Source organism: Micromonospora sp. IBHARD004, from assembly GCF_052814115.1.
The window spans coordinates 4,777,964-4,798,945 of the sequence record NZ_CP199934.1; the positions used below are offsets into that span (position 1 = coordinate 4,777,964).

The 20,982-nt window shown below is 71.8% G+C and carries 20 protein-coding genes; 7 read left to right on the top strand and 13 right to left on the bottom strand.

Translation table 11 applies throughout. From position 1 onward, the window contains the following. Positions 1 to 15: 15 nt before the first annotated feature. The 5 genes from sufC to ACTWO6_RS23290 all read right to left on the bottom strand — a co-directional run bounded on the left by sufC (position 16) and on the right by ACTWO6_RS23290 (position 4,519). Complete coding sequence (gene sufC, locus ACTWO6_RS23270) at positions 16 to 789, bottom strand: Fe-S cluster assembly ATPase SufC (RefSeq protein ID WP_446215916.1); 774 nt, start codon at positions 787 to 789, stop codon at positions 16 to 18. Continuing rightward, positions 789 to 1,115, bottom strand: coding sequence for a non-heme iron oxygenase ferredoxin subunit (locus ACTWO6_RS23275; protein WP_446215917.1), 327 nt, complete (start codon positions 1,113 to 1,115; stop codon positions 789 to 791). The genes sufC and ACTWO6_RS23275 overlap by 1 nt, the downstream gene beginning before the upstream one ends. Then, positions 1,115 to 2,257 carry a Fe-S cluster assembly protein SufD gene (gene sufD / locus ACTWO6_RS23280; protein ID WP_446215918.1) on the bottom strand — a complete coding sequence of 381 codons (1,143 nt, stop codon included), beginning with the start codon at positions 2,255 to 2,257 and terminating at the stop codon, positions 1,115 to 1,117. The genes ACTWO6_RS23275 and sufD overlap by 1 nt, the downstream gene beginning before the upstream one ends. A gap of 85 nt (positions 2,258 to 2,342) precedes the next feature. Beyond that, positions 2,343 to 3,773 (bottom strand): Fe-S cluster assembly protein SufB, encoded by a 1,431-nt coding sequence (sufB, locus tag ACTWO6_RS23285; RefSeq protein WP_446215919.1) that lies wholly within the window; start codon positions 3,771 to 3,773, stop codon positions 2,343 to 2,345. Further along, the gene (locus ACTWO6_RS23290) at positions 3,770 to 4,519 is read right to left on the bottom strand and encodes a helix-turn-helix transcriptional regulator (protein ID WP_446215920.1); all 750 of its coding nucleotides are present in this window, start codon (positions 4,517 to 4,519) and stop codon (positions 3,770 to 3,772) included. The genes sufB and ACTWO6_RS23290 overlap by 4 nt, the downstream gene beginning before the upstream one ends. A 98-nt stretch (positions 4,520 to 4,617) precedes the next feature. On the opposite strand from ACTWO6_RS23290, the gene ACTWO6_RS23295 reads away from it, so the two are divergent. Continuing rightward, positions 4,618 to 5,580, top strand: coding sequence for a COX15/CtaA family protein (locus ACTWO6_RS23295; RefSeq protein WP_446215921.1), 963 nt, complete (start codon positions 4,618 to 4,620; stop codon positions 5,578 to 5,580). Between the two features lie 78 nt (positions 5,581 to 5,658). Here ACTWO6_RS23295 and ACTWO6_RS23300 read toward each other — a convergent pair whose 3' ends face one another. The 3 genes from ACTWO6_RS23300 to ACTWO6_RS23310 all read right to left on the bottom strand — a co-directional run bounded on the left by ACTWO6_RS23300 (position 5,659) and on the right by ACTWO6_RS23310 (position 8,138). Continuing rightward, complete coding sequence (locus tag ACTWO6_RS23300) at positions 5,659 to 6,576, bottom strand: ATP-grasp domain-containing protein (RefSeq protein ID WP_446220742.1); 918 nt, start codon at positions 6,574 to 6,576, stop codon at positions 5,659 to 5,661. Positions 6,577 to 6,584: 8 nt separating this feature from the next. Further along, positions 6,585 to 6,920, bottom strand: a complete 336-nt coding sequence (locus ACTWO6_RS23305; RefSeq protein ID WP_089013506.1) for a hypothetical protein — start codon at positions 6,918 to 6,920, stop codon at positions 6,585 to 6,587. 258 nt (positions 6,921 to 7,178) lie between these two features. Then, on the bottom strand, positions 7,179 to 8,138 hold the full coding sequence (locus ACTWO6_RS23310; protein WP_446215922.1) for a heme o synthase: 960 nt from the start codon (positions 8,136 to 8,138) through the stop codon (positions 7,179 to 7,181). A gap of 266 nt (positions 8,139 to 8,404) precedes the next feature. Between ACTWO6_RS23310 and tkt the strand changes: the two genes are divergently transcribed. From tkt to pgl, 6 genes are all read left to right on the top strand, one after another. Then, the gene (gene tkt / locus ACTWO6_RS23315) at positions 8,405 to 10,543 is read left to right on the top strand and encodes a transketolase (RefSeq protein ID WP_446215923.1); all 2,139 of its coding nucleotides are present in this window, start codon (positions 8,405 to 8,407) and stop codon (positions 10,541 to 10,543) included. A 15-nt stretch (positions 10,544 to 10,558) separates the two neighbouring features. Beyond that, the gene (tal, locus tag ACTWO6_RS23320; protein ID WP_446215924.1) at positions 10,559 to 11,737 is read left to right on the top strand and encodes a transaldolase; all 1,179 of its coding nucleotides are present in this window, start codon (positions 10,559 to 10,561) and stop codon (positions 11,735 to 11,737) included. A gap of 73 nt (positions 11,738 to 11,810) precedes the next feature. Next, positions 11,811 to 13,460, top strand: a complete 1,650-nt coding sequence (locus tag ACTWO6_RS23325) for a glucose-6-phosphate isomerase (protein ID WP_446215925.1) — start codon at positions 11,811 to 11,813, stop codon at positions 13,458 to 13,460. A gap of 2 nt (positions 13,461 to 13,462) precedes the next feature. Then, positions 13,463 to 15,013, top strand: a complete 1,551-nt coding sequence (gene zwf, locus ACTWO6_RS23330; protein ID WP_446215926.1) for a glucose-6-phosphate dehydrogenase — start codon at positions 13,463 to 13,465, stop codon at positions 15,011 to 15,013. Positions 15,014 to 15,044: 31 nt separating this feature from the next. Continuing rightward, complete coding sequence (locus tag ACTWO6_RS23335) at positions 15,045 to 16,061, top strand: glucose-6-phosphate dehydrogenase assembly protein OpcA (RefSeq protein WP_446215927.1); 1,017 nt, start codon at positions 15,045 to 15,047, stop codon at positions 16,059 to 16,061. A gap of 126 nt (positions 16,062 to 16,187) precedes the next feature. Then, on the top strand, positions 16,188 to 16,958 hold the full coding sequence (gene pgl, locus ACTWO6_RS23340; protein ID WP_446215928.1) for a 6-phosphogluconolactonase: 771 nt from the start codon (positions 16,188 to 16,190) through the stop codon (positions 16,956 to 16,958). 48 nt (positions 16,959 to 17,006) lie between these two features. On the opposite strand, the gene ACTWO6_RS23345 is transcribed toward pgl, so the two are convergent. The 5 genes from ACTWO6_RS23345 to gap form a co-directional block, all read right to left on the bottom strand. Continuing rightward, complete coding sequence (locus ACTWO6_RS23345; protein ID WP_446215929.1) at positions 17,007 to 17,351, bottom strand: RNA polymerase-binding protein RbpA; 345 nt, start codon at positions 17,349 to 17,351, stop codon at positions 17,007 to 17,009. A 132-nt stretch (positions 17,352 to 17,483) separates the two neighbouring features. Further along, entirely contained in the window at positions 17,484 to 17,744 is a 261-nt protein-coding gene (secG, locus tag ACTWO6_RS23350) for a preprotein translocase subunit SecG (RefSeq protein ID WP_109805976.1), read from the bottom strand. Between the two features lie 95 nt (positions 17,745 to 17,839). Beyond that, entirely contained in the window at positions 17,840 to 18,631 is a 792-nt protein-coding gene (gene tpiA / locus ACTWO6_RS23355; protein WP_446215930.1) for a triose-phosphate isomerase, read from the bottom strand. Next, positions 18,631 to 19,854 carry a phosphoglycerate kinase gene (locus ACTWO6_RS23360; RefSeq protein WP_446215931.1) on the bottom strand — a complete coding sequence of 408 codons (1,224 nt, stop codon included), beginning with the start codon at positions 19,852 to 19,854 and terminating at the stop codon, positions 18,631 to 18,633. The genes tpiA and ACTWO6_RS23360 overlap by 1 nt, the downstream gene beginning before the upstream one ends. Continuing rightward, positions 19,851 to 20,855: a type I glyceraldehyde-3-phosphate dehydrogenase gene (gene gap, locus ACTWO6_RS23365; protein WP_446215932.1), complete on the bottom strand. Its 1,005-nt coding sequence runs from the start codon at positions 20,853 to 20,855 to the stop codon at positions 19,851 to 19,853. Before gap ends, ACTWO6_RS23360 begins: the two co-directional genes overlap by 4 nt. Positions 20,856 to 20,982 lie beyond the last annotated feature (127 nt).

Consider the following 20,982-nt stretch of genomic DNA (forward strand, 5'->3'; position numbering starts at 1 on the left):
CCCCTGTCGTTCGTGTCAGGCCCGCGCGGCGCCGGCTCCGGCGACGTACCGCTCGTAGCCGGATTCCTCGAGCTTGTCGGCCAGCTCCGGGCCGCCCTGCTCGACGATCCGGCCGGCGACGAAGACGTGCACGAAGTCGGGCTTGATGTAGCGCAGGATCCGGGTGTAGTGGGTGATCAGCAGCAGGCCGGTGTCGCCGGTGTCGCGGACCCGGTTGACGCCCTCGCTGACCACGCGCAGCGCGTCCACGTCGAGGCCGGAGTCGGTCTCGTCGAGGATCGCGATCTTCGGCTTGAGCAGCTCCAGCTGCACGATCTCGTGCCGCTTCTTCTCACCGCCGGAGAAGCCCTCGTTGACGTTGCGCTGGGCGAACGCCGGGTCCATCTGGAGGCGCTCCATGGCGCCGCGCAGCTCGCCGCCCCAGGTGCGCAGCTTCGGGGCCTCGCCGTCGATGGCGGTCTTGGCGGTCCGCAGGAAGTTGGCGACCGAGACGCCGGGGATCTCGACCGGGTACTGCATGGCCAGGAAGAGGCCGGCGCGGGCCCGCTCGTCGACGGACATGGCCAGCACGTCCTCGCCGTCGAGGGTCACCGAGCCGCCGGTGATCTCGTACTTCGGGTGGCCGGCGATCGAGTACGCCAGGGTGGACTTGCCGGAGCCGTTCGGGCCCATGATCGCGTGGGTCTCCCCCGACTTCACGGTCAGGTCGACACCGGCCAGGATCGGCTTGAGCTCACCCTCGGGCAGCTTGACCGACACCTTCAGGTCGCGGATCTCCAGGGTGCTCATTATCGGGTCACTCCATTGCTCGGCGTCAGGCTGACGTAGATGTCGCCGTCGCGGACTTCGACGGGATAGACGGGAACGGGTTCGGTCGCGGGCAGCCCGGTGGGCTCACCCGTCCGTAGGTCGAAACGGGATCCGTGCAGCCAGCATTCCAGCGTGCACCCGTCGACCTCGCCCTCGGAGAGGGCCACCGCGGCGTGCGAGCACTCGTCGTACACGGCGTAGAAGACGTCGTCCTCGCCGTGCACGATGGCGATCTGGGTGCCGTCCACGTCGGCGCTGATCGCGGTGCCCTTCGGCACGTCCTCGGTCGAGCAGATCTTGATCATCAGGCGCCGGCCTTGGTGAGTCGCGCCTCGATCGCGTCGCCCAGCCGCTCGCGCAGCTCCTCGACCGGAATCTTGTTGATCAGCTCGGCGAAGAAGCCGCGGACCACCAGGCGGCGGGCCTCGCCCTCCGGGATGCCCCGGGCCATCAGGTAGAAGAGCTGCTCGTCGTCGAACCGGCCGGTCGCGCTCGCGTGGCCGGCGCCGGCGATCTCGCCGGTCTCGATCTCCAGATTCGGTACGGAGTCCGCCCGGGCGCCGTCGGTGAGCAGCAGGTTCCGGTTGATCTCGTAGGTGTCGGTGCCGGTCGCCCCGGCGCGGATCAGCACGTCACCCACCCAGACGGTGTGCGCGCTCTCGCCCTGCAGGGCGCCCCGGTAGCCGACGTAGCTGCGGCAGTCCGGCACGGTGTGGTCGACCAGCTGGCGGTGCTCCAGGTGCTGGCCCGAGTCGGCGAAGTAGACGCCGTACAGCTCGGCCTCGCCGCCCCGGTCGGCGTACTCCACGCTGGTGTACTGCCGGACCAGGTCGCCGCCGAGGCTGACCTGGACGTGGATCACCTTGGCGTCCCGGCCCAGCTTGACCTTCAGGTGCTGCGCCTGGACCGCGTCGTCCGCCCAGTCGGCGATGGTGACCAGGGTCAGCTTCGCGCCCTCGGCCACCGCCACCTCGACGTTGTCCGCGAGGGTCGCGGAGCCGGCGTGCTCCAGCACCACGGTCACCTCGGCGAACCGGCCCACCTCGACGAAGGTGTGCCCGAACGCCACGCCCTCGGCGCCGTCGCCGACCACCCGCAGGCTCACCGGCGCCGCAACCACGGCCGAGGGATCCACCTGGACCAGCAGCGCGTCCGCGGCGCCGCCGTAGGCGAGCGCGCTGACCCGGTCGACCGGGGTGAGCACGCTGCCCACCCGCGGGTCGTCCGTGCCGATCCGGGAGACGGTGACGCCCTCGGGCAGGTCGCCGTACTCGTGCCGGACGGTGCCGGTCGCGGCCGGCGCCCCGCCGACCAGGCCGCGCAGGCGCTTGAGCGGGGTGAAACGCCACTCCTCCTCCAGGCCCGTCAGGGCCGGGAAGTCGGCGACGTCGTACGAGCGGAGCGCCTGCGACTTGGTGCTGGGCGGCGCGGAAGCCTGGGTAGTCATCTCTTCCTTGTGTTCTACGACGACGGTGTCAGTTAAACCGGAGGGCGGGCCGGGCCAGGCACGGCCCGCCGCAACGTGGACGGCGTCAGCCGACCGCGCCCTCCATCTGGAGCTCGATCAGGCGGTTGAGCTCCAGGGCGTACTCCATCGGGAGCTCCTTGGCGATCGGCTCGATGAAGCCGCGCACGATCATCGCCATCGCCTCGTCCTCGCTCAGCCCCCGGCTCATCAGGTAGAAGAGCTGGTCGTCGCTGATCTTGGAGACGGTCGCCTCGTGCCCCATCGACACGTCGTCCTCACGGATGTCGACGTACGGGTAGGTGTCCGAGCGGGAGATGGTGTCGACCAGCAGCGCGTCGCACTTGACCGTGCTCCGGCTGCTGTGCGAACCCTCCAGCACCTGCACCAGGCCCCGGTACGAGGTGCGGCCGCCGCCGCGGGCGATCGACTTGGAGATGATGGTGGAGGAGGTGTGCGGCGCGGCGTGCACCATCTTGGCGCCCGCGTCCTGGTGCTGGCCCTCGCCGGCCATGGCCACCGAGAGCACCTCGCCCTTGGCGTGCTCGCCGGTCATGTAGACCGCGGGGTACTTCATGGTGACCTTGGAGCCGATGTTCCCGTCGACCCACTCCATGGTCGCGCCCTCGTGGCACACGGCGCGCTTGGTGACCAGGTTGTAGACGTTGTTCGACCAGTTCTGGATGGTCGTGTAGCGGCACCGGGCGTTCTTCTTGACGATGATCTCCACGACCGCGCTGTGCAGCGAGTCGGAGGAGTACAGCGGCGCGGTGCAGCCCTCGACGTAGTGCACGTACGCGCCCTCGTCGACGATGATCAGCGTCCGCTCGAACTGGCCCATGTTCTCCGTGTTGATCCGGAAGTAGGCCTGCAGCGGGATCTCCACGTGCACGCCCTTCGGCACGTAGATGAACGAGCCACCGGACCACACGGAGGTGTTCAGCGCGGCGAACTTGTTGTCGCCGACCGGAATCACCGTGCCGAAGTACTCCTTGAAGACGTCCTCGTGCTCACGCAGCGCGGTGTCGGTGTCCAGGAAGATGACACCCTGCTCCTCGAGGTCCTCACGGATCTTGTGGTAGACGACCTCGGACTCGTACTGCGCCGCGACACCGGCGACCAGCCGCTGCTTCTCCGCCTCGGGGATGCCCAGCCGGTCGTAGGTGTTCTTGATGTCCTCGGGCAGGTCCTCCCAGCTGGCGGCCTGCTTCTCGGTGGACCGGACGAAGTACTTGATGTTGTCGAAGTCGATCCCGGTGAGGTCGGCGCCCCAGGCCGGCATCGGCTTGCGGCCGAACAGCCGCAGGCCCTTCAGGCGCAGGTCGAGCATCCAGGCCGGCTCGTTCTTCTTCGCCGAGATGTCCCGCACCACCGCCTCGTTCAGGCCACGCTGGGCGGTGGCCCCGGCGACGTCGGAGTCGGCCCAGCCGTACTCGTAGCGACCGAGGGCGGCGAGCTGCTCCTCCTGGGTCAGGGGCTGGACGATCTGCTCGGTCATTTATCTGTCCTCACAGTGGTGACGGTGTTACCGGACTGGGCACGCGGCTGGGTCGGAATGTGCGTGGTGCACACCCCGTCGCCGTGCGCGATGGTGGCCAGGCGCTGCACGTGGGTGCCGACCAGACGGGAGATCACCGCGGTCTCGGCCTCGCACAGCTGGGGGAACTCGGCGGCCACGTGCGCCACCGGGCAGTGGTGCTGACAGAGCTGGCCGCCGGAGGCGATCGTGGACGCGTTGGCAGCGTAACCCTCGGCGGTGAGCGCCTCGGCGAGCGCCTCCGCCCGCGCGAGGGGATCGTCGCCGGCGTCCTCCATCGCGGCCCGGCAGCGGTCCTCCAGGGCGGCGACCTGATCGGCGGCGAACGCGTCCACCGCCTCGGGGCCGCCGTTGCCGGCGATCCAGCGCAGCGCGGCGGTGGCGATGTTGTCGTAGTGGTGGGTGCCGCAGCGGACCCGGGCGGCGTCGGTCAGCAGGAACACCTTGGCCGGGCGCCCCCGACCGCGGCTGCCCCGGACGGTCTGCTCGCGAGCGATCACGTCGCCGTCGGCGAGCATCGCGTCGAGGTGCCGGCGGATCGCCGCCGGGCTGAGCCCGAGCGCCGAGCCCAGCTGCGCGGCGGTGGTCGCCCCCCGCTCCAGCAGGAGCTGAGTGACCCGGTCCCGGGTGGAAAGATCGGACGCGGCCGCACCGGCGACCGGAGCGGTCGCCGGCAGGTGCCCGGAGAGCTCCGCCGCGTTTTTCACAACACCAACGTTACGTAATTCGTCGGAGGCCCGCAAACCCGGGTCCCGGTGATCCCGACCACCGGCCCGGCCGAGTCGCCCGATCGGGGTCAACTACGGTGCGTAGGATTCGCTCCGTGAAGCCTTCCGTCCGGTTCCCGGTCTCCGCCTCGCTGCTCCGCCGCCTCGCGTACGCCTCGATCATCGCGAACGTCGCGATCGTGGTCACCGGCGGGGCCGTCCGGCTCACCGCATCCGGCCTCGGCTGCCCCACCTGGCCCCGGTGCACCGACGGGTCGTACGTCACCACGGCCGAGATGGGCGCGCACGGGGTGATCGAGTTCGGCAACCGGCTGCTCACCTTCGCGGTCGGGATCATCGCGCTCGCCGTGCTGCTCGCCGTGCTGGCCCGGCGGCCCCGCCCGCGCGGGCTGCTGCCGCTGGCGGTCGCGGTCTTCCTGGGCATCCCCGCGCAGGCGGTGATCGGCGGGATCACCGTGCTGACCAACCTCAACCCGTGGGTGGTCGGGCTGCACTTCCTCGCCTCGATGGTGGTCATCGCCGCCGCGTACGCCCTCTGGCGGCGCACCGTCGAGCCGGACGGGCCGACGACCCCCACCGTGCCCGCCCCGCTGCGCGCCCTCGCCCTGCTCACCACGCTGGTCGGCGCGGCGGTGCTGGTGGTCGGCACCTGGGTGACCGGCAGCGGCCCGCACGCCGGCGACCAGGGCGCCGCCCGCAACGGCCTGGACCCCGAGGCGATCTCCCAGGTGCACGCCGACGGCGTCTTCCTGCTGATCGGCCTCTCCGTGGCGCTGATCTTCGCCTTCCGGGCGGTCGGCGCGACCCGGGCCGCCCGGGCCGCCGTCGTGCTGGTCGCGGTGGAGCTCGGGCAGGGCCTGATCGGCTTCGTGCAGTACTTCACCCACCTGCCGGCGATGCTGGTCGCCGCGCACATGCTCGGCTCCTGCCTGGTCCTGCTGGCCACCCTCGGGGTGCTCTGGTCGACCCGCGAGCGTCGACCCGTCCCGCCCACCGCGGACACCGTGCCGGCCGCCGAGCCGGTCGCCGCCGCCGCCTGAGCCCGCCCCGCCGGTCGGCGGGACGGGATCGGGTGCGTCCGTCGCCGCTGACGCGACGACGAACGCACCCGGAGATGGTCAGGCCGGGCGGGCCAGATGGGTGGCGATCGCGTCGGCCAGGCGGTCGGGGGCGCCGTCGGCGTAGCCGATGAAGAGCGAGGGCTCGGTGAGCTCCAGCTCGACCAGGACGGGCGACCCGTCCGGGCCCGGGATGAGGTCCACCCGCGCGTAGAGCAGCTGCCCGGTGCCGCCGGGCACCGCGGCGAGCGCCTGCTCCGCGACCGCCAACTGCGCGGGGGCGGCCGTCCGGACGCTGATCTCCTCGACCTTGTAGAGCCCCTCGACACCCAGGTCCGGGCCGGTCAGCATCGGGCCCTTGCGGATCGCGTGGCTGAACCGGAGCCCGTCCGGACCGGCCAGGAAGAGCAGCGCCGTCTCGCCGGCCGTGTCGACCGCGTGCAGGTAGGGCTGCACCATGGTCAGCCGCCCCGCGTCGGAGAGCCGCCGGACGTGCGCGACGGCCAGCTCACGGTGCTCCGGGTCGGCCAGGTCGTACCGGCCGGTGTCCTGGCTGCCGGCGCTCACCGCGGGCTTGACGACGTACTCGCCGGACCGCGCGGCCACCCAGCTCTCCCCGGGCGCCACCCACGCCGTGGGCACGGTGGGCACGTCGGCGGCGGAGAGCTCGGCCAGGTAGCGCTTGTCGGTGTTCCAGCGGACCACCTCGGCCGGGTTGGCCAGGGCCGGCACGGTCCGGGCCCAGCCGACGAACTCGTCGCGGCGCAGCGCGTAGTCCCAGGGCGAGCGGAGCACGGCCAGGTCGTACGCGGGCCAGTCGACGGCCGGGTCGTCCCAGACCACCGCCTCGGCGGCGATCCCCCGGGCGGCCAGCGGCGCGAGCACGAGCCGGTCGTCCGGGTCGAGGTCCGACAGCTCGGTGCAGGTGACGAGAGCGACCCGGGGTTCCCCCCGGGCCGACTGCTGGTGATCGATCAATTTATCTGTCAACGGGCCATCGTGCGCCGTGCCATCGACCGCCAGAGGTCGTTGCTCGGACGCATCTGGTCCATCAGTTCACGCTCCCAGGCGTTCTCGACGGTGACTCCCGCCTTGGCGCAGGCCTGCCGCGCGACGTCCGTGCCGTCCGCGAACTGGTCGGCCCACGCCCCGTCCTCACCCACGAGGACGATCCGTGCACCACGCTTGCCGACGTACTCGATGACCGCCTTCGCGCCGCCGTGCCCGGCGGCGAACGACTTGATGCCCGAAACCAGACCGTTGGGGGCCTGTTCGGGGGCGGCCTGCTGAGCCGTCAGCGTCGTATCGGAACCATCTGCCATGACGCGAAGCCTAAGCAGACTTCCACCCACATGTGCGAGAAGCATGAACAATTTGTGATGCCAATTACCTACGGGTTTAAGGAAGACCACAGGTGATTCGCCCGGACATGTCCGGTAAGTCTGGGCGAAACGGGCGGGGCGGATAGTCACAGTCTGTCCGACTTGAGCCCCCCGCACTCAGGGCGAAAAAATTCTGAGAAATCTGCGACCCGGGTAAATTCATCCACCCCGGTGACTGCCCGAAGTGGGTCAGACAGGTCAGATCAGCGCGTCGAGCGCGACGGCCGCGAAGAGGATCGTGAGGTACGTGGTCGACCAGTGGAACAGCCGCATCGGCTTGACCGCCTCGCCGCGCGCCGCCCGCCGGCAGAGCTTGTGCGCCTCGACCACGAAGATGCCGCCCACCACCAGCGCGGTGACCCCGTAGATCGGGCTCATCCCCAGCGGCCAGACGGCCAGCGAGGAGAGCAGGGTCAGCCAGGAGAAGATGATGATCTCGGCGTTGACCCGGCGCACCGAGGCCACCACCGGCAGCATCGGAATGCCGGCCCGGGCGTAGTCGGCCTTGTACTTGATGGCCAGCGCGTAGAAGTGCGGCATCTGCCAGAAGAAGACCACCGCGAACAGGCCCCACGCGGCGGGGGCCAGCGAGCCGGTGACCGCGGCCCAGCCGATCAGCACCGGCGCCGCCCCGCACGCCCCGCCCCAGAAGGTGTTGGCGGCGGTGGTCCGCTTCAGCCAGAGCGTGTAGACGAGGTCGTAGTAGGCGATCGCCGCCAGGGTCAGCCCGGCCGCCAGCCAGTTGGTGGCGGCGGCCATCAGGGCGACCGAGATCACCGCCAGCACCAGCCCGAAGACGAGCGCGTTGCGGGGCGTCACGGTGTGCGCCGGCAGCGGACGGCGCTTGGTGCGCCGCATCAGCTGGTCGATGTCCCGGTCGATGTAGCAGTTGAGGACGCTGGCCGCGCCGGCGGCGAGCGAGCCGCCGACCAGCACCACGGCGACCAGCCAGAGCGACGGCATGCCCCCGTCGGCGAGCATCATCGCCGGCACGGTGGTGACCAGCAGCAGCTCGACGATCCGCGGCTTGGTCAGCGCCACGTACGCCGACACCACCGCCCGGACGTCCCGCCGGCCGGTCGCCGACGCCTCCCCCACCGTGCGCACCGGCGGCTGCCCGGCAGAGTTGCTGACGGGGCGCTCGGTGATCATGCTCACGGATTGCCACCTTCCGTCGTCGGCAGGGGGAGGTCGGGTCGGCCCGGACCCCGTCCGGGGTCCACACACCGCCCACACACTACGCGTCGTCGTTTTGGCTGCCCGGCGGACCCGACAACGGTGCGGGTCGTCACAGTCGACGTTGAACGACCGATCCGGTCGGAGACGTACAGACCAGCATGCAGAGATCCCCGGGCGCATGTTTAGAACCGCTCGATAGGGTCATCAGTGAGGGTTCCGCCCATCTGCCGAGGAGCACAACCATCGTGGCTGCCAACCGACCCGAGCTTCCCGCTCTCAACTGGTCCGACCTCGACCGCAGGGCCGTCGACACGGTCCGCGTGCTGGCCATGGACGCCGTGGAGAAATCCGGCAACGGCCACCCGGGCACGGCGATGAGCCTCGCCCCGGCGGCGTACCTGCTCTTCAACCGGGTCATCCGGCACAACCCGGCCGACCCGAACTGGGCCGGCCGCGACCGCTTCGTGCTCTCCGCCGGGCACTCCAGCCTGACCCTCTACATCCAGCTCTTCCTCACCGGCTACCCGCTCGCCCTGGACGACCTCAAGGCCCTGCGGCAGTGGGGCTCGCTCACCCCGGGCCACCCGGAGCACGGGCACACCCCGGGCGTGGAGACCACCACCGGTCCGCTCGGTCAGGGCCTGGGCAACGCGGTCGGCATGGCGATGGCGGCCCGTCGGGAGCGCGGCCTCTTCGACCCGGAGTCGGAGCGCGGCGAGTCGGTCTTCGACCACGACATCTGGTGCATCGCGTCGGACGGCGACATCGAGGAGGGCATCTCCCACGAGGTCAGCTCGCTCGCCGGCCACCAGCAGCTCGGCAACCTCACGGTGATCTACGACGACAACGAGATCTCCATCGAGGACGACACCCGGATCGCCAAGAGCGAGGACGTCGCGGCCCGGTACGAGGCGTACGGCTGGCACGTGCAGACCGTCGACTGGCGCCGCGGCGACGCCGACCAGGGCGACTACCACGAGGACGTCGAGGCGCTGTACCGGGCGCTGCTGGCGGCGAAGGCCGAGACCGGCCGCCCCTCCTTCATCGCGCTGCGCACCATCATCGGCTGGCCCGCGCCGAACAAGAAGAACACCGGCAAGATCCACGGCTCGGCGCTCGGCGCCGACGAGGTGAAGGCCACCAAGGAGATCCTCGGCTTCGACCCGCAGAAGACCTTCGAGGTCCACGAGGACGTTCTCCAGCACTCCCGCGGGGTGCTGGAGCGCGGCGCGGAAGCCCAGCAGGCGTGGACCACGGCCTTCGACGCGTGGGCCGCGGCCAACCCGGAGCGCAAGGCGCTCTACGACCGGATGGCCGGCCGGGTGCTGCCGCAGGGCTGGACGGACGCGCTGCCGACCTTCCCCGCCGACGCCAAGGGCGTCGCCACCCGGGCCGCCTCCGGCAAGGTGCTGGAGGCGCTCGCGCCGGTGCTGCCGGAGCTCTGGGGCGGCTCGGCCGACCTGGCGGAGAGCAACAACACCACGATGAAGGGCGAGCCGTCCTTCATCCCGGCGGTGCACGCGACCAAGGACTTCCCGGGCGACGAGTACGGCCGCACCCTGCACTTCGGCATCCGTGAGCACGCCATGGGCGCGATCCTCAACGGCATCGCCCTGCACGGCGGCACCCGCCCGTACGGCGGCACGTTCCTGGTGTTCAGCGACTACATGCGCCCGTCCGTCCGGCTCGCCGCGCTGATGAAGTTGCCGGTGACCTACGTCTGGACGCACGACTCGATCGGCCTCGGCGAGGACGGCCCCACCCACCAGCCGGTGGAGCAGCTGACCGCGCTGCGGGCCATCCCCGGCCTGGACGTGGTCCGCCCGGCCGACGCCAACGAGACCGCGTGGGCGTGGCGGCAGGCCCTCGAGCACACCGACCGGCCCACCGCGCTGGCGCTCAGCCGGCAGCCGCTGCCGACCCTGGACCGGGAGCGGCTGGGCGGCGCCGAGGGCGCCGCCAAGGGCGGTTACGTGCTGGCCGAGGCGTCCACCGGCATGCCGCAGGTGATCATCGTCGGCACCGGTTCCGAGGTGCAGCTCTGCCTCACCGCCCGGGAGCGGCTGGAGGCCGACGGCACCCCCACCCGGGTGGTCTCCATGCCCTGCCAGGAGTGGTTCTTCGAGCAGGACGAGGCCTACCGGGAGTCGGTCCTGCCACGCGGGGTAAAGGCACGGGTGAGCGTGGAGGCGGGCATCGCCATGTCGTGGCGCGGAATCGTCGGCGACAGCGGCGAGAGCGTGAGCCTGGAGCACTACGGGGCGAGCGCGCCGCACACCGTGCTCTTCGAGCAGTTCGGGTTCACCCCCGACCGGATCGTGGCAGCCGCGCACGCGGCGCTGACCCGGGTGGGCGAGATCACCGGTTACACGACCGGCAACTGAGGGAGCGTGGACGACATGACGGACAGGCTGGGTGAGCTCAGCGCCGCGGGTGTGGCGATCTGGCTCGACGATCTTTCGAGGACCCGACTCAGCTCCGGCGGGCTGGACCAGCTCCGCCGGGAGAAGCACCTGGTCGGGGTCACGTCCAACCCGACCATCTTCGCGAAGGCGCTGAGCGACGCGGACGAGTACAACTGGCAGCTGAAGGACCTCGCCATCCGTGGGGTGGACGTCGAGGAGTCCGTCCGCATGATCACCACGTACGACGTGCGGTGGGCCTGCGACGTGATGCGGCCGGCGCACGACGCGAGCGCCGGGGTGGACGGCCGGGTCTCCATCGAGGTGGACCCGCGGCTGGCCCACGAGACGGAGAAGACCGTCGCCGAGGCCGGGGCGCTGTGGTGGCTGATCGACCGGCCCAACCTCTTCATCAAGATCCCGGCCACCAAGGCGGGCCTGCCGGCGATCACCGCGACCCTCGCCCAGGGGATCAGCGTCAACGTGACGCTGATCTTCGGGCTGGACCGCTACTCCGAGGTGATGGAGGCGTTCCTCGCCGGCCTGGAGCAGGCGAAGGCGAACGGTCACGACCTGTCCAAGATCGGCTCGGTCGCCTCGTTCTTCGTCTCGCGGGTCGACACCGAGGTGGACAAGCGGCTGGAAAAGATCGGCTCGGACCAGGCCAAGGCGCTGCGCGGCAAGGCCGCGATCGCCAACGCCAAGCTGGCGTACGAGCGCTACTGCGAGGTCTTCGGCTCCGACCGGTGGCAGGCCCTGGCCGACGCCGGCGCCCACCCGCAGCGCCCGCTGTGGGCCTCCACCTCCACAAAGAACCCGGACTACCGGGACGTCGTCTACGTCGAGGAGCTGATCGCCCCCGGCACGGTCAACACCATGCCGGAGTCGGTCATCCACGCGTTCGCCGACCACGGGGAGACCCGCGTAGACACCATCACCGGCTCGTACGACGAGGCCCGCAAGGTCTTCGCCGACCTCGAGGCGGTCGGCGTGGACATGTCCGACGTGATCGCCACGCTGGAGCGCGAGGGCGTGGAGAAGTTCGAGGCGAGCTGGCTGGAGCTGCTCGACGGCGTGAAGAAGTCGCTGGCCGAGGCGGCGAAGGGCGCCGGCAGGCCGGGCCAGGCCGCCAAGGGCAACGCCCGGGCCGCCGAGCAGGCCGGGGGCAACGCGTGACGAACGGCGCCGGATGCGCCCCGGGCCGACCCGGGGCGCTCCACGCCGTCGCCGTACCCGACGGGGTGGCAAGGTGAGCGACCTGCTGGCCGGCCCGGCCGACGCGGCCGCCGGGCTGGCGGTGTACGGCGCGGACGCGGTCGACCGGTCCGCGCCCGCGTCGGCGCGCGACGCCCTGGTGGCCCGGGGCGTGCCCGCCGCGCTGGCCGCGAAGGACCCGACGCTGTGGGGTCCGGAGGCCGAGGCGACGGCGAGGGCCCGCCTCGGCTGGCTGGACACCCACCGGCGCAGCCGGGAACTCCTCCCGCAGCTGGCCGAGCTGACCGCCGAGCTGGAGGACCTCGACCACGTGGTGCTCGCCGGGATGGGCGGCTCGTCGCTCGCCCCCGAGGTGATCGCCCGGACCCTGGGCCGGCCGCTGACCGTGCTGGACACCACCGACCCGGGCCAGGTCCGGGCGGCGCTGGCCGACCGGCTGGAGCGGACCGTCGTGGTGATCTCCAGCAAGTCGGGCTCGACGGTGGAGACCGACAGCCACCAGCGCGCCTACTGGCAGGCGTTCCTCGACGCCGGCATGACCGAGGCGGAGGCCGCCCGGCACTTCGTGGTGGTCACCGACCCTGGCTCGCCGCTGGCGGAGACCGCCGCCGCGATGGGCGTGGTCACCATCTTCGCCGACCCCGAGGTGGGCGGCCGGTACTCGGCGCTCACCGCGTTCGGGCTGGTCCCGTCCGCGCTGGCCGGGGCCGAGGTGACGGAGCTGCTCGACGAGGCCGAGGCGCTGAGCGGGTCGCTCGGCCGGGACCGGGACAACCCGGGCCTGGCGCTGGGGGCGGCCCTGGCCGCGGCCGCCACCACCGGCCGCGACAAGGTCGCCCTGGTCGGCGACGGCACCGGCATCGACGGGCTGGGCGACTGGGCGGAGCAGCTGCTCGCCGAGTCGACGGGCAAGGCCGGGGTCGGCATCCTGCCGGTGGTGGTGGAGTCCCCGCAGGCGCCCGGCGCGGCCGGCCCCGACGTGCTGACCGTGTCCTACGGCGGGGCGCTGACCGCCGGCGACGTGCCCGGCGGTGGCGGCAGCCCCGACGTGGCGGTCAACGGTCCGCTCGGCGCGCACTTCCTGACCTGGGAGTACGCCACCGCGATCGCCGGCGTGGTGCTCGGGGTCGACCCGTTCGACCAGCCGAACGTCACCGAGAGCAAGGAGAACACCAGCCGGATCCTCGCCTCCGGTCCGCCGGCGGAGACGCCGTCGTTCGTCGAGGGCGCCATCGAGGTGTACGCGCCGCCGGCCGCCCCGGGCGACCTGACCGGCGTGCTGCGGTGGCTGCTCGACGGGCTGGGCGACGACGGGTACCTGGCGGTGCTGGCGTACCTCGACCGGCAGGCCGACGCGGCGGCGGCCGGGCTGCGCCCGCTGCTGGCGGAGGCGGCCGGCCGGCCGGTGACCTTCGGGTGGGGACCGCGCTTCCTGCACTCGACCGGGCAGTACCACAAGGGCGGCCCGCAGGTCGGCAGCTTCCTCCAGGTGACCGGCGCGGTCACCGAGGACCTGCCGGTCCCGGGATGCCCGTACACCTTCGGAGAGCTTCAGGCGGCGCAGGCCGCCGGCGACCGGCAGGCCCTGGCCGGCCGGGAGCGACCGGTGCTGCGACTGCACCTGACCGAGCGGGCGGCGGGCGTCGCCCAGCTGCTGGATGCGGCCGGACGGACACGGACGTGACGATGAATGACGTGAACCAGGCGGAGCGAGGAGGCGGCGTGAACCCGCTGCGCGACGCACAGGACCGACGGCTGCCGCGGATCCCGGAGCCCTGCGCCCTGGTGATCTTCGGGGTGACCGGGGACCTGGCCCGCAAGAAGCTGTTGCCGGCGGTCTACGACCTGGCCAACCGGGGCCTGCTGCCACCCGGTTTCATGGTCCTGGGCTTCGCCCGGCGCGACTGGGGCGACGGCGACTTCGAGTCGCTGGCCCACGAGGCGGCGAAGAAGCACGCCCGGACCCCGTGGCGGGAGGAGGTGTGGGCGCGGCTCGCCGGCAACATCAAGTTCGTCGGTGGCTCGTTCGACGACGACGCCGCATTCGACCACCTCGCCGCGAGCCTGGACGAGCTGCGCGACACCCACGGCATCCCGGGCAACGCCGCCTTCTACTTCTCCATCCCCCCGGCGGCTTTCCCGGTGGTGCTCAAGCAGCTGGCCCGCACCGGCATGGCGGACAACGCCAAGTCCGGCGGCTGGCGGCGGGTGGTGGTGGAGAAGCCGTTCGGCAACGACCTGCCCTCGGCGAAGGCACTCAACGACCTGGTCGACGACGTCTTCACCCGCCAGGACGTCTTCCGGATCGACCACTACCTGGGCAAGGAGACGGTCCAGAACATCCTCGCCCTGCGGTTCGCGAACAACCTGTTCGAGCCGCTGTGGAACTCCAAGTACGTCGACTCGGTGCAGATCACCATGGCCGAGGACGTCGGCATCGGCACCCGCGCCGGCTTCTACGACACCGTCGGCACCGCCCGCGACGTGCTCCAGAACCACCTGCTCCAGCTCCTCGCCCTGGTGGCGATGGAGGAGCCGACCAGCTTCGACGCCGACGAGATCCGGACCGAGAAGCTCAAGGTGCTCAAGGCGATCACCGTGCCGAAGGACGTCGCCCGGGACACCGTCCGCGGGCAGTACCTGCCCGGCTGGGTCGGCGGCGAGCGCGCGGTGGGCTACCTGGAGGAGGACGGCGTGCCGGCGGACTCCACCACGGAGACCTACGTGGCCGTCCGGCTCGGCATCCAGAACCGCCGCTGGGCGGAGGTGCCCTTCTACATCCGGGCCGGCAAGCGGCTGCCCCGGCGGGTCACCGAGGTGGCCATCATGTTCAAGAAGGCACCGCACCTGCCGTTCAACGCGGCGGACATGGAGTCGCTCGGCCCCAACCAGCTCGTCATCCGGGTCCAGCCGGACGAGGGCGTGGTGTTGAAGTTCGGCTCCAAGGTGCCCGGCACCACCATGGAGGTCCGCGACATCGCGATGGACTTCCAGTACGGCGAGGCGTTCACCGAGTCCAGCCCCGAGGCGTACGAGCGGCTGGTGCTGGACGTGCTGATCGGCGACCGGACCCTCTTCCCGGACGCCGCCGAGGTCGAGCAGAGCTGGCAGGCGGTGGACCCGCTGGAGCACGCCTGGGCGGGCACGAAGCCGGAGCCGTACCGGGCCGGCGAGTGGGGCCCGCGGGCGGCCGACGAGATGCTGGCCCGCGAGGGCCGGGCCTGGCGGCGGGCGTGAGCGGGCACAGCGAGGGAACCAGGAGGCTCCATTGATCGGGCTGTGGGACACCACCGGCAACGAGGTGGTCAAGGCGCTCGCCGCCGAGCGGCGCAGCGCCGGCGGGGTGGCCAGCGGCATGGCGCTCACCCTGGTCGTGGTGGTGGACGAGAAGCGGGTCCGCGAGGCGGAGGCGGCGGCGACGATAGCCGCCGCCGCGCACCCCTGCCGGATCGTGGTGGTGGTCCGCTCGGACGTCGAGCGGGACCGCAACCGGCTGGACGCGGAGATCGTCGTCGGCGGCCGGCTCGGCCCGTGCGAGGCGGTGGTGACCCGGATGTACGGCCGGCTCGCCCTGCACGCCGAGTCGGTGGTGATGCCACTGCTGGTGCCCGACGTGCCGGTGGTCACCTGGTGGCACGGCGAACCGCCGGCCGAGATCGCCACCGACTTCCTCGGCGTGGTCGCGGACCGGCGGATCACCGACGCCGCGCAGGCCGCCGACCCGATCGAGGCCATCCGGCAGCGGGCCCGGGACTACGCCCCCGGCGACACCGACCTGGCCTGGACCCGGATCACCCCGTGGCGCACCCTGGTCGCCGGGGCGTTCGACACCACCCAGGCCCGGGTCACCGAGGCGACGGTCGTCGCGCCCCGGTCGGACCCGACGGCGGCGCTGATGCGCGGCTGGCTGGCCGCCCGGCTCGGCATCAAGCCGGTGTGGGAGCACACCGAGGGGTATCCCCGGATGCGGGAGGTGCAGCTGCGCTGCGCCAACGGCGACGAGCTGACCCTCACCCGGGAGGACAGCATCGCCACCTTCCGGCGTTCCGGGCAGGACGACCGGACCCTGCCGCTGGTCCGCCGGCCGCTCGGCGACGAGCTGGCCGAGGAGCTGCGCCGGCTCGACGCCGACCAGATCTACGCCGAGGCGCTCGGCGCCACGGCCGACCTCACCGGCCTGGACCAGCGTCCCGCCCACCGGGTGCACGTGTGGAAGGATCCGGCGACCGCCCAGCGGGCCGAGGCCGGGGTCACCGCGCACGCCGGCACGAGCGCGGACCACTGAGCGGGCGGGCCGCGACGGTCGCGGGCGGCCGGCACGGGCGCCCGCCCGGCGGTCGCAGACGGGGACCGCTGGTCGGTCGGAGAGCACAGGTGACCGCGTACGCGGTCGGAACGCGAGGCACGACGAATGAGTGAGGCGAGTGTCGCCGTACACGCCGACGCCGACCTGCTGGCGCAGGCGGTGGCGGCCCGGTTGGTGGTGAAGCTGCTGGACGCGCAGGCGGACCGGGGCCAGGCGTCGGTGGTGCTGACCGGCGGGCGGATCGCCGCGGCGGTGTACCGGGCGGTGGCGGCGCTGCCGGCCCGGGACGCCGTCGACTGGTCCCGGGTCGACGTCTGGTGGGGCGACGAGCGGTTCCTGCCGGCCGGCGACCCGGATCGCAACGAGACCCAGGCCCGGGCGGCGCTGCTGGACGTGGTGCCGCTGGACCCGGCCCGGATCCACCCGATGCCGCCCTCCGACGGGCCGGCGGGCAACGACCCGGAGGCCGCCGCCGCCCGGTACGCCGAGGAGCTGGCCCGGGCGGCCCGGCCGGGGCACGCCGCGCTCCCCCACTTCGACGTGCTGATGCTCGGCGTCGGGGAGGACGGGCACGTCGCCTCGGTCTTCCCGGAGCACCCGGTGCACCACGACAACCGGCCGGTCAGCGCGGTCCGGGGCAGCCCGAAGCCGCCACCGGTGCGGATCACCCTCACCCTGCCGGCGATCAACACCGCCGAGGAGGTCTGGCTGGTCGCCAGCGGGGCCGACAAGGCCCGGGCGGTGGGCATGGCGCTGGCCGGGGCGGGGCCGGTGCAGCTGCCCGCGGCCGGCGTGCACGGCGTCGGTCGTACCCTCTGGTTGCTGGACCGGGCCGCGGCGGCCGATGTGCCGCCCCGGCTGCGCAGCCTGCGCTGACCGACGGACCGCGAGCCCCGGTCCCGGCGGGACCGGGTCTGCCGCTGCTCAGGCGCCGCCGCGGCGTTGGCGCAGCGCGGCCAGGGCCTCGGCGAGGATCGCCTCGCCCTGCTCGGGGGTCCGCCGCTCCTTCACATACGCCAGGTGCGACTTGTACGGCTCGGTGCGGGCCCGGCCGGGCGGGTTCTGCGCGTCCGGCCCGGCCGGCTGGCCGCAGCGCGGGCAGTCCCAGACCGGCGGTGCCTCCGCCTCGGCGGCGAGCAGAATCTCGACCCGGTGGTCGTTGCGGCACCAGTAGGCGACCGGCCGGCGCGGGGCCGGCACGGACCGCTCGGCCGGCCGCTCGGGGGTGGATCCGACCCGGGCGCCACGGATGACGTTGCCACTCGGCACGGCTGCACGCTCCTGTCGTCTTCGGGGGACCGCCGCTCGGGCGGGCGGCGGCGACGCGGTGCGGCGGACAAAGAACTGCGCGCGGCCCGTCGTGACGGACCGCGCGCAGATTGTACGACCAGACGAGCTCGCTCAGGACCCGCTGCTCATCTGCAGCCGAAGCCAGAGGCCGATCCCGACGATGCACGCGAACCAGACGATCCCCACCAGAACGGTGTAGCGGTCGAGGTTCTTCTCGGCCACCGAGGAGCCGGCCAGGCTGGAGCTGACGCCGCCGCCGAACATGCTCGACAACCCGCCGCCCTTACCTCGGTGCAGCAGGATCAGCAGGGTGAGCAGGATGCTCGTGATGATCAACAACACGATCAACGTGTACGCGAACGCGATCGGCATGGCTGGGGTCAGTCCTCTCGTAGCGATCATCTGCCCGGGCAGGTCGGGCACGCGGCACCGGCCGGCGGACGGGCGGAGTCAAGAATAGCGAGCCGTCAGCGGGCGATGTGCTCCGGGAACCGGCAGATCTGCGCGAATTCCTCGGCATCCAGGCTCGCCCCGCCCACCAGGGCCCCGTCCACGTCCGGCTGGGCCATGATCGCGGCGACGTTCGACGCCTTGACCGACCCGCCGTAGAGGATACGGACCTGCTGCGCGGTGCCCTCGTCGAAGGTCTGCACCAGGCGCTTGCGGACCTCGCCGCAGACCTCCTGGGCGTCCTCCGGCGTGGCCGTCTTGCCCGTGCCGATCGCCCAGACCGGCTCGTACGCGACGACGACCCTGGTGACCTGCTCCGCGGTCAGCCCCTTCAGCGCGGCGTCGAGCTGGTCGCAGCAGTGCGGCACGTGCTTGAGCTGCTCCCGGATCTCCAGGCCCTCGCCGATGCAGAGGATCGGGGTGAGCCCGTTGGCCAGCGCCGCCGCCACCTTCGCGTTGACGACCGCGTCGTCATCGTAGTGGTAGGCCCGCCGCTCGGAGTGCCCGACCACCACGTACGTGCAGCCCAGCTTGGCCAGCATCGGCCCGGAGATGTCCCCGGTGTACGCCCCCGACTGGTACGGCGACAGGTCCTGCGCGCCGTAGCCGATCAGCAGCTTGTCGCCGTCCACCGCGGTCTGCACGGTACGCAGGTCGGTGAAGGGCGGCAGGACCACCGTCTCCACGTCGGTGAGCTGCTTCTCGGTCAGGCTCGCGGCCAGCTTCTGCATCAGCAGGTTGGCCTCGAGGTGGTTCAGGTTCATCTTCCAGTTGCCGGCCATCAGCGGCCGGCGGGTGACGCCCGCCATCAGCCCTCCATCGCCGCGATGCCGGGGAGGGTCTTGCCCTCCAGATATTCCAGGGAGGCACCGCCACCGGTGGAGATGTGCGAGAACGCCTTCTCGTCCAAGCCGAGGACCCGGATCGCGGCCGCCGAGTCACCGCCGCCGACCACGCTGAACGCGTCGGAGTCGGCGATCGCCTCGGCGACGCCCCGGGTGCCCGCGGCGAAGGGCGGCATCTCGAACACGCCCATCGGACCGTTCCAGAAGATCGTCCGCGCGTTCCCCGGATCTCCACATGCGGAGGTCTTCAGGGCGGCGGCGAAGCCGGCGACCGTTTCCGGGCCGATGTCCAGCCCGACCCGGTGGCTCGGGATGCCGTCGGCACGGAAGACGTCGTGGTCGGCGTCGGGGGAGAAGGCGGTCGCGGCCACCACGTCGACCGGCAGCATGATCTTGCCCTCGGAGCGCTCCAGGAGGTTGCGGCAGGTCTCCACCATCTCCTCCTCCAGCAGCGAGCTGCCCACCTCGTGGCCCTGGCCCTTGAGGAAGGTGAAGCACATCCCGCCGCCGATGAGCAGCCGGTCGACCTTCGGCAGCAGCGCCTCGATCACCGCCAGCTTGTCGGAGACCTTGGAGCCGCCGAGCACCACCACGTACGGCCGCTCCGGGTCCCCGGTCAGCTTGCTGAGCACCTCGACCTCGCGCAGCACCAGCCGGCCGGCCACGTGCGGCAGTCGCGCCGGCACGTCGAAGACGCTGGCGTGCTTGCGATGCACGGCGCCGAAGGCGTCGTCCACGTACGCGTCGCCGAGGGCGGCGAGCTGGTCGGCGAACGCGCCCCGCTCGGTCTCGTCCTTGCTGGTCTCGCCCTTGTTGAAACGCAGGTTCTCCAGCAGCGCGACCTGACCGTCGGCCAGGCCGTCCACCGTGGACCGGGCGGAGTCGCCGACGGTGTCGGAGGCGAAGCGCACCGGCGCGCCCAGCAGCTCGCCGAGCCGCCCGGCGACCGGGCGGAGGCTGAACTGCGGGTCCGGCGCGCCCTTCGGGCGGCCCAGGTGGGAGCAGACGACCACCTTCGCGCCCGCCTGCACCAGCGCGCTCAGGGTCGGCAGGACGGCCCGGATGCGGCCGTCGTCGGTGATCTCACCGGTCTGCTTGTCGAGCGGGACGTTCAGGTCGGCGCGCACCAGCACGCGCCGACCCGACACCCCCTCGGCGAGCAGGTCGTCGAGGGTCCGGATGCTCACAGCGACGAACCCACCAGCTTGACCAGGTCCACGAGGCGGTTGGAGTAGCCCCACTCGTTGTCGTACCAACCGACCACCTTGACCTGGTTGCCGACGACCTTGGTCAGCGGCGCGTCGAAGATGCAGGACGCCGGGTCGGTGACGATGTCCGAGGAGACGATCGGGTCCTCGTTGTAGACCAGGAAGCCCTTGAGCGGGCCGTCCGCGGCGGCCTTCATCGCGGCGTTGACCTCGTCCACCGTGGTCTCCCGGTTGACGTTCACCGTGAGGTCGGTGGCCGAGCCGGTCGGGATCGGCACCCGCAGCGCGTAGCCGTCCAGCTTGCCCTTCAGCTCCGGCAGCACCAGTCCGATCGCCTTGGCGGCGCCGGTCGACGTCGGCACGATGTTCAGCGCGGCGGCCCGGGCGCGACGCAGGTCCTTGTGCGGCGCGTCCTGCAGGTTCTGGTCCTGGGTGTACGCGTGGATCGTGGTCATCAGACCCTGCTGGATGCCGAACGTGTCCTGCAGGACCTTCGCCATCGGCGCGAGGCAGTTGGTGGTGCAGGAGGCGTTCGAGATGATCGTGTGCTTGGCCGGGTCGTACTGGTCGTGGTTGACGCCCATGACGACCGTGACGTCCTCGTTCTTCGCCGGGGCGGAGATGATGACCTTCTTGGCCCCGCTGTCGACGTGCGCCTTCGCCTTGGTGGCGTCGGTGAAGAAGCCGGTGGACTCGATGACCACGTCCACGCCGACGTCGCCCCACGGCAGCTTCGCCGGGTCCTTCTCCTCGAACACCTTGATGGTCTTGCCGCCCACGGTGATCTCGTCAGCGGTGGCCTTCACCTCGTGCGGGAGGCGACCCAGGATGCTGTCGTACTTGACAAGGTGGGCGAGCGTCGCGTTGTCGGTCAGGTCGTTGACCGCGACGACCTCGATGTCAGCGCCGGACGCCAGCACTGCCCGGAAGAAGTTACGGCCGATCCGGCCGAAGCCGTTGATGCCAACCCGGATGGTCACAGGTCCCATCTCCTCGCGTTCTGGTCCGCCGGCGTCAGACCCGGGCCGGCGGAGGTGTGTTCGCCGACCGGTGGAGCCGGCCGTTGACGGTTCATCTCGGCCACCCCGCCGCGGTCTCAAGGACCTG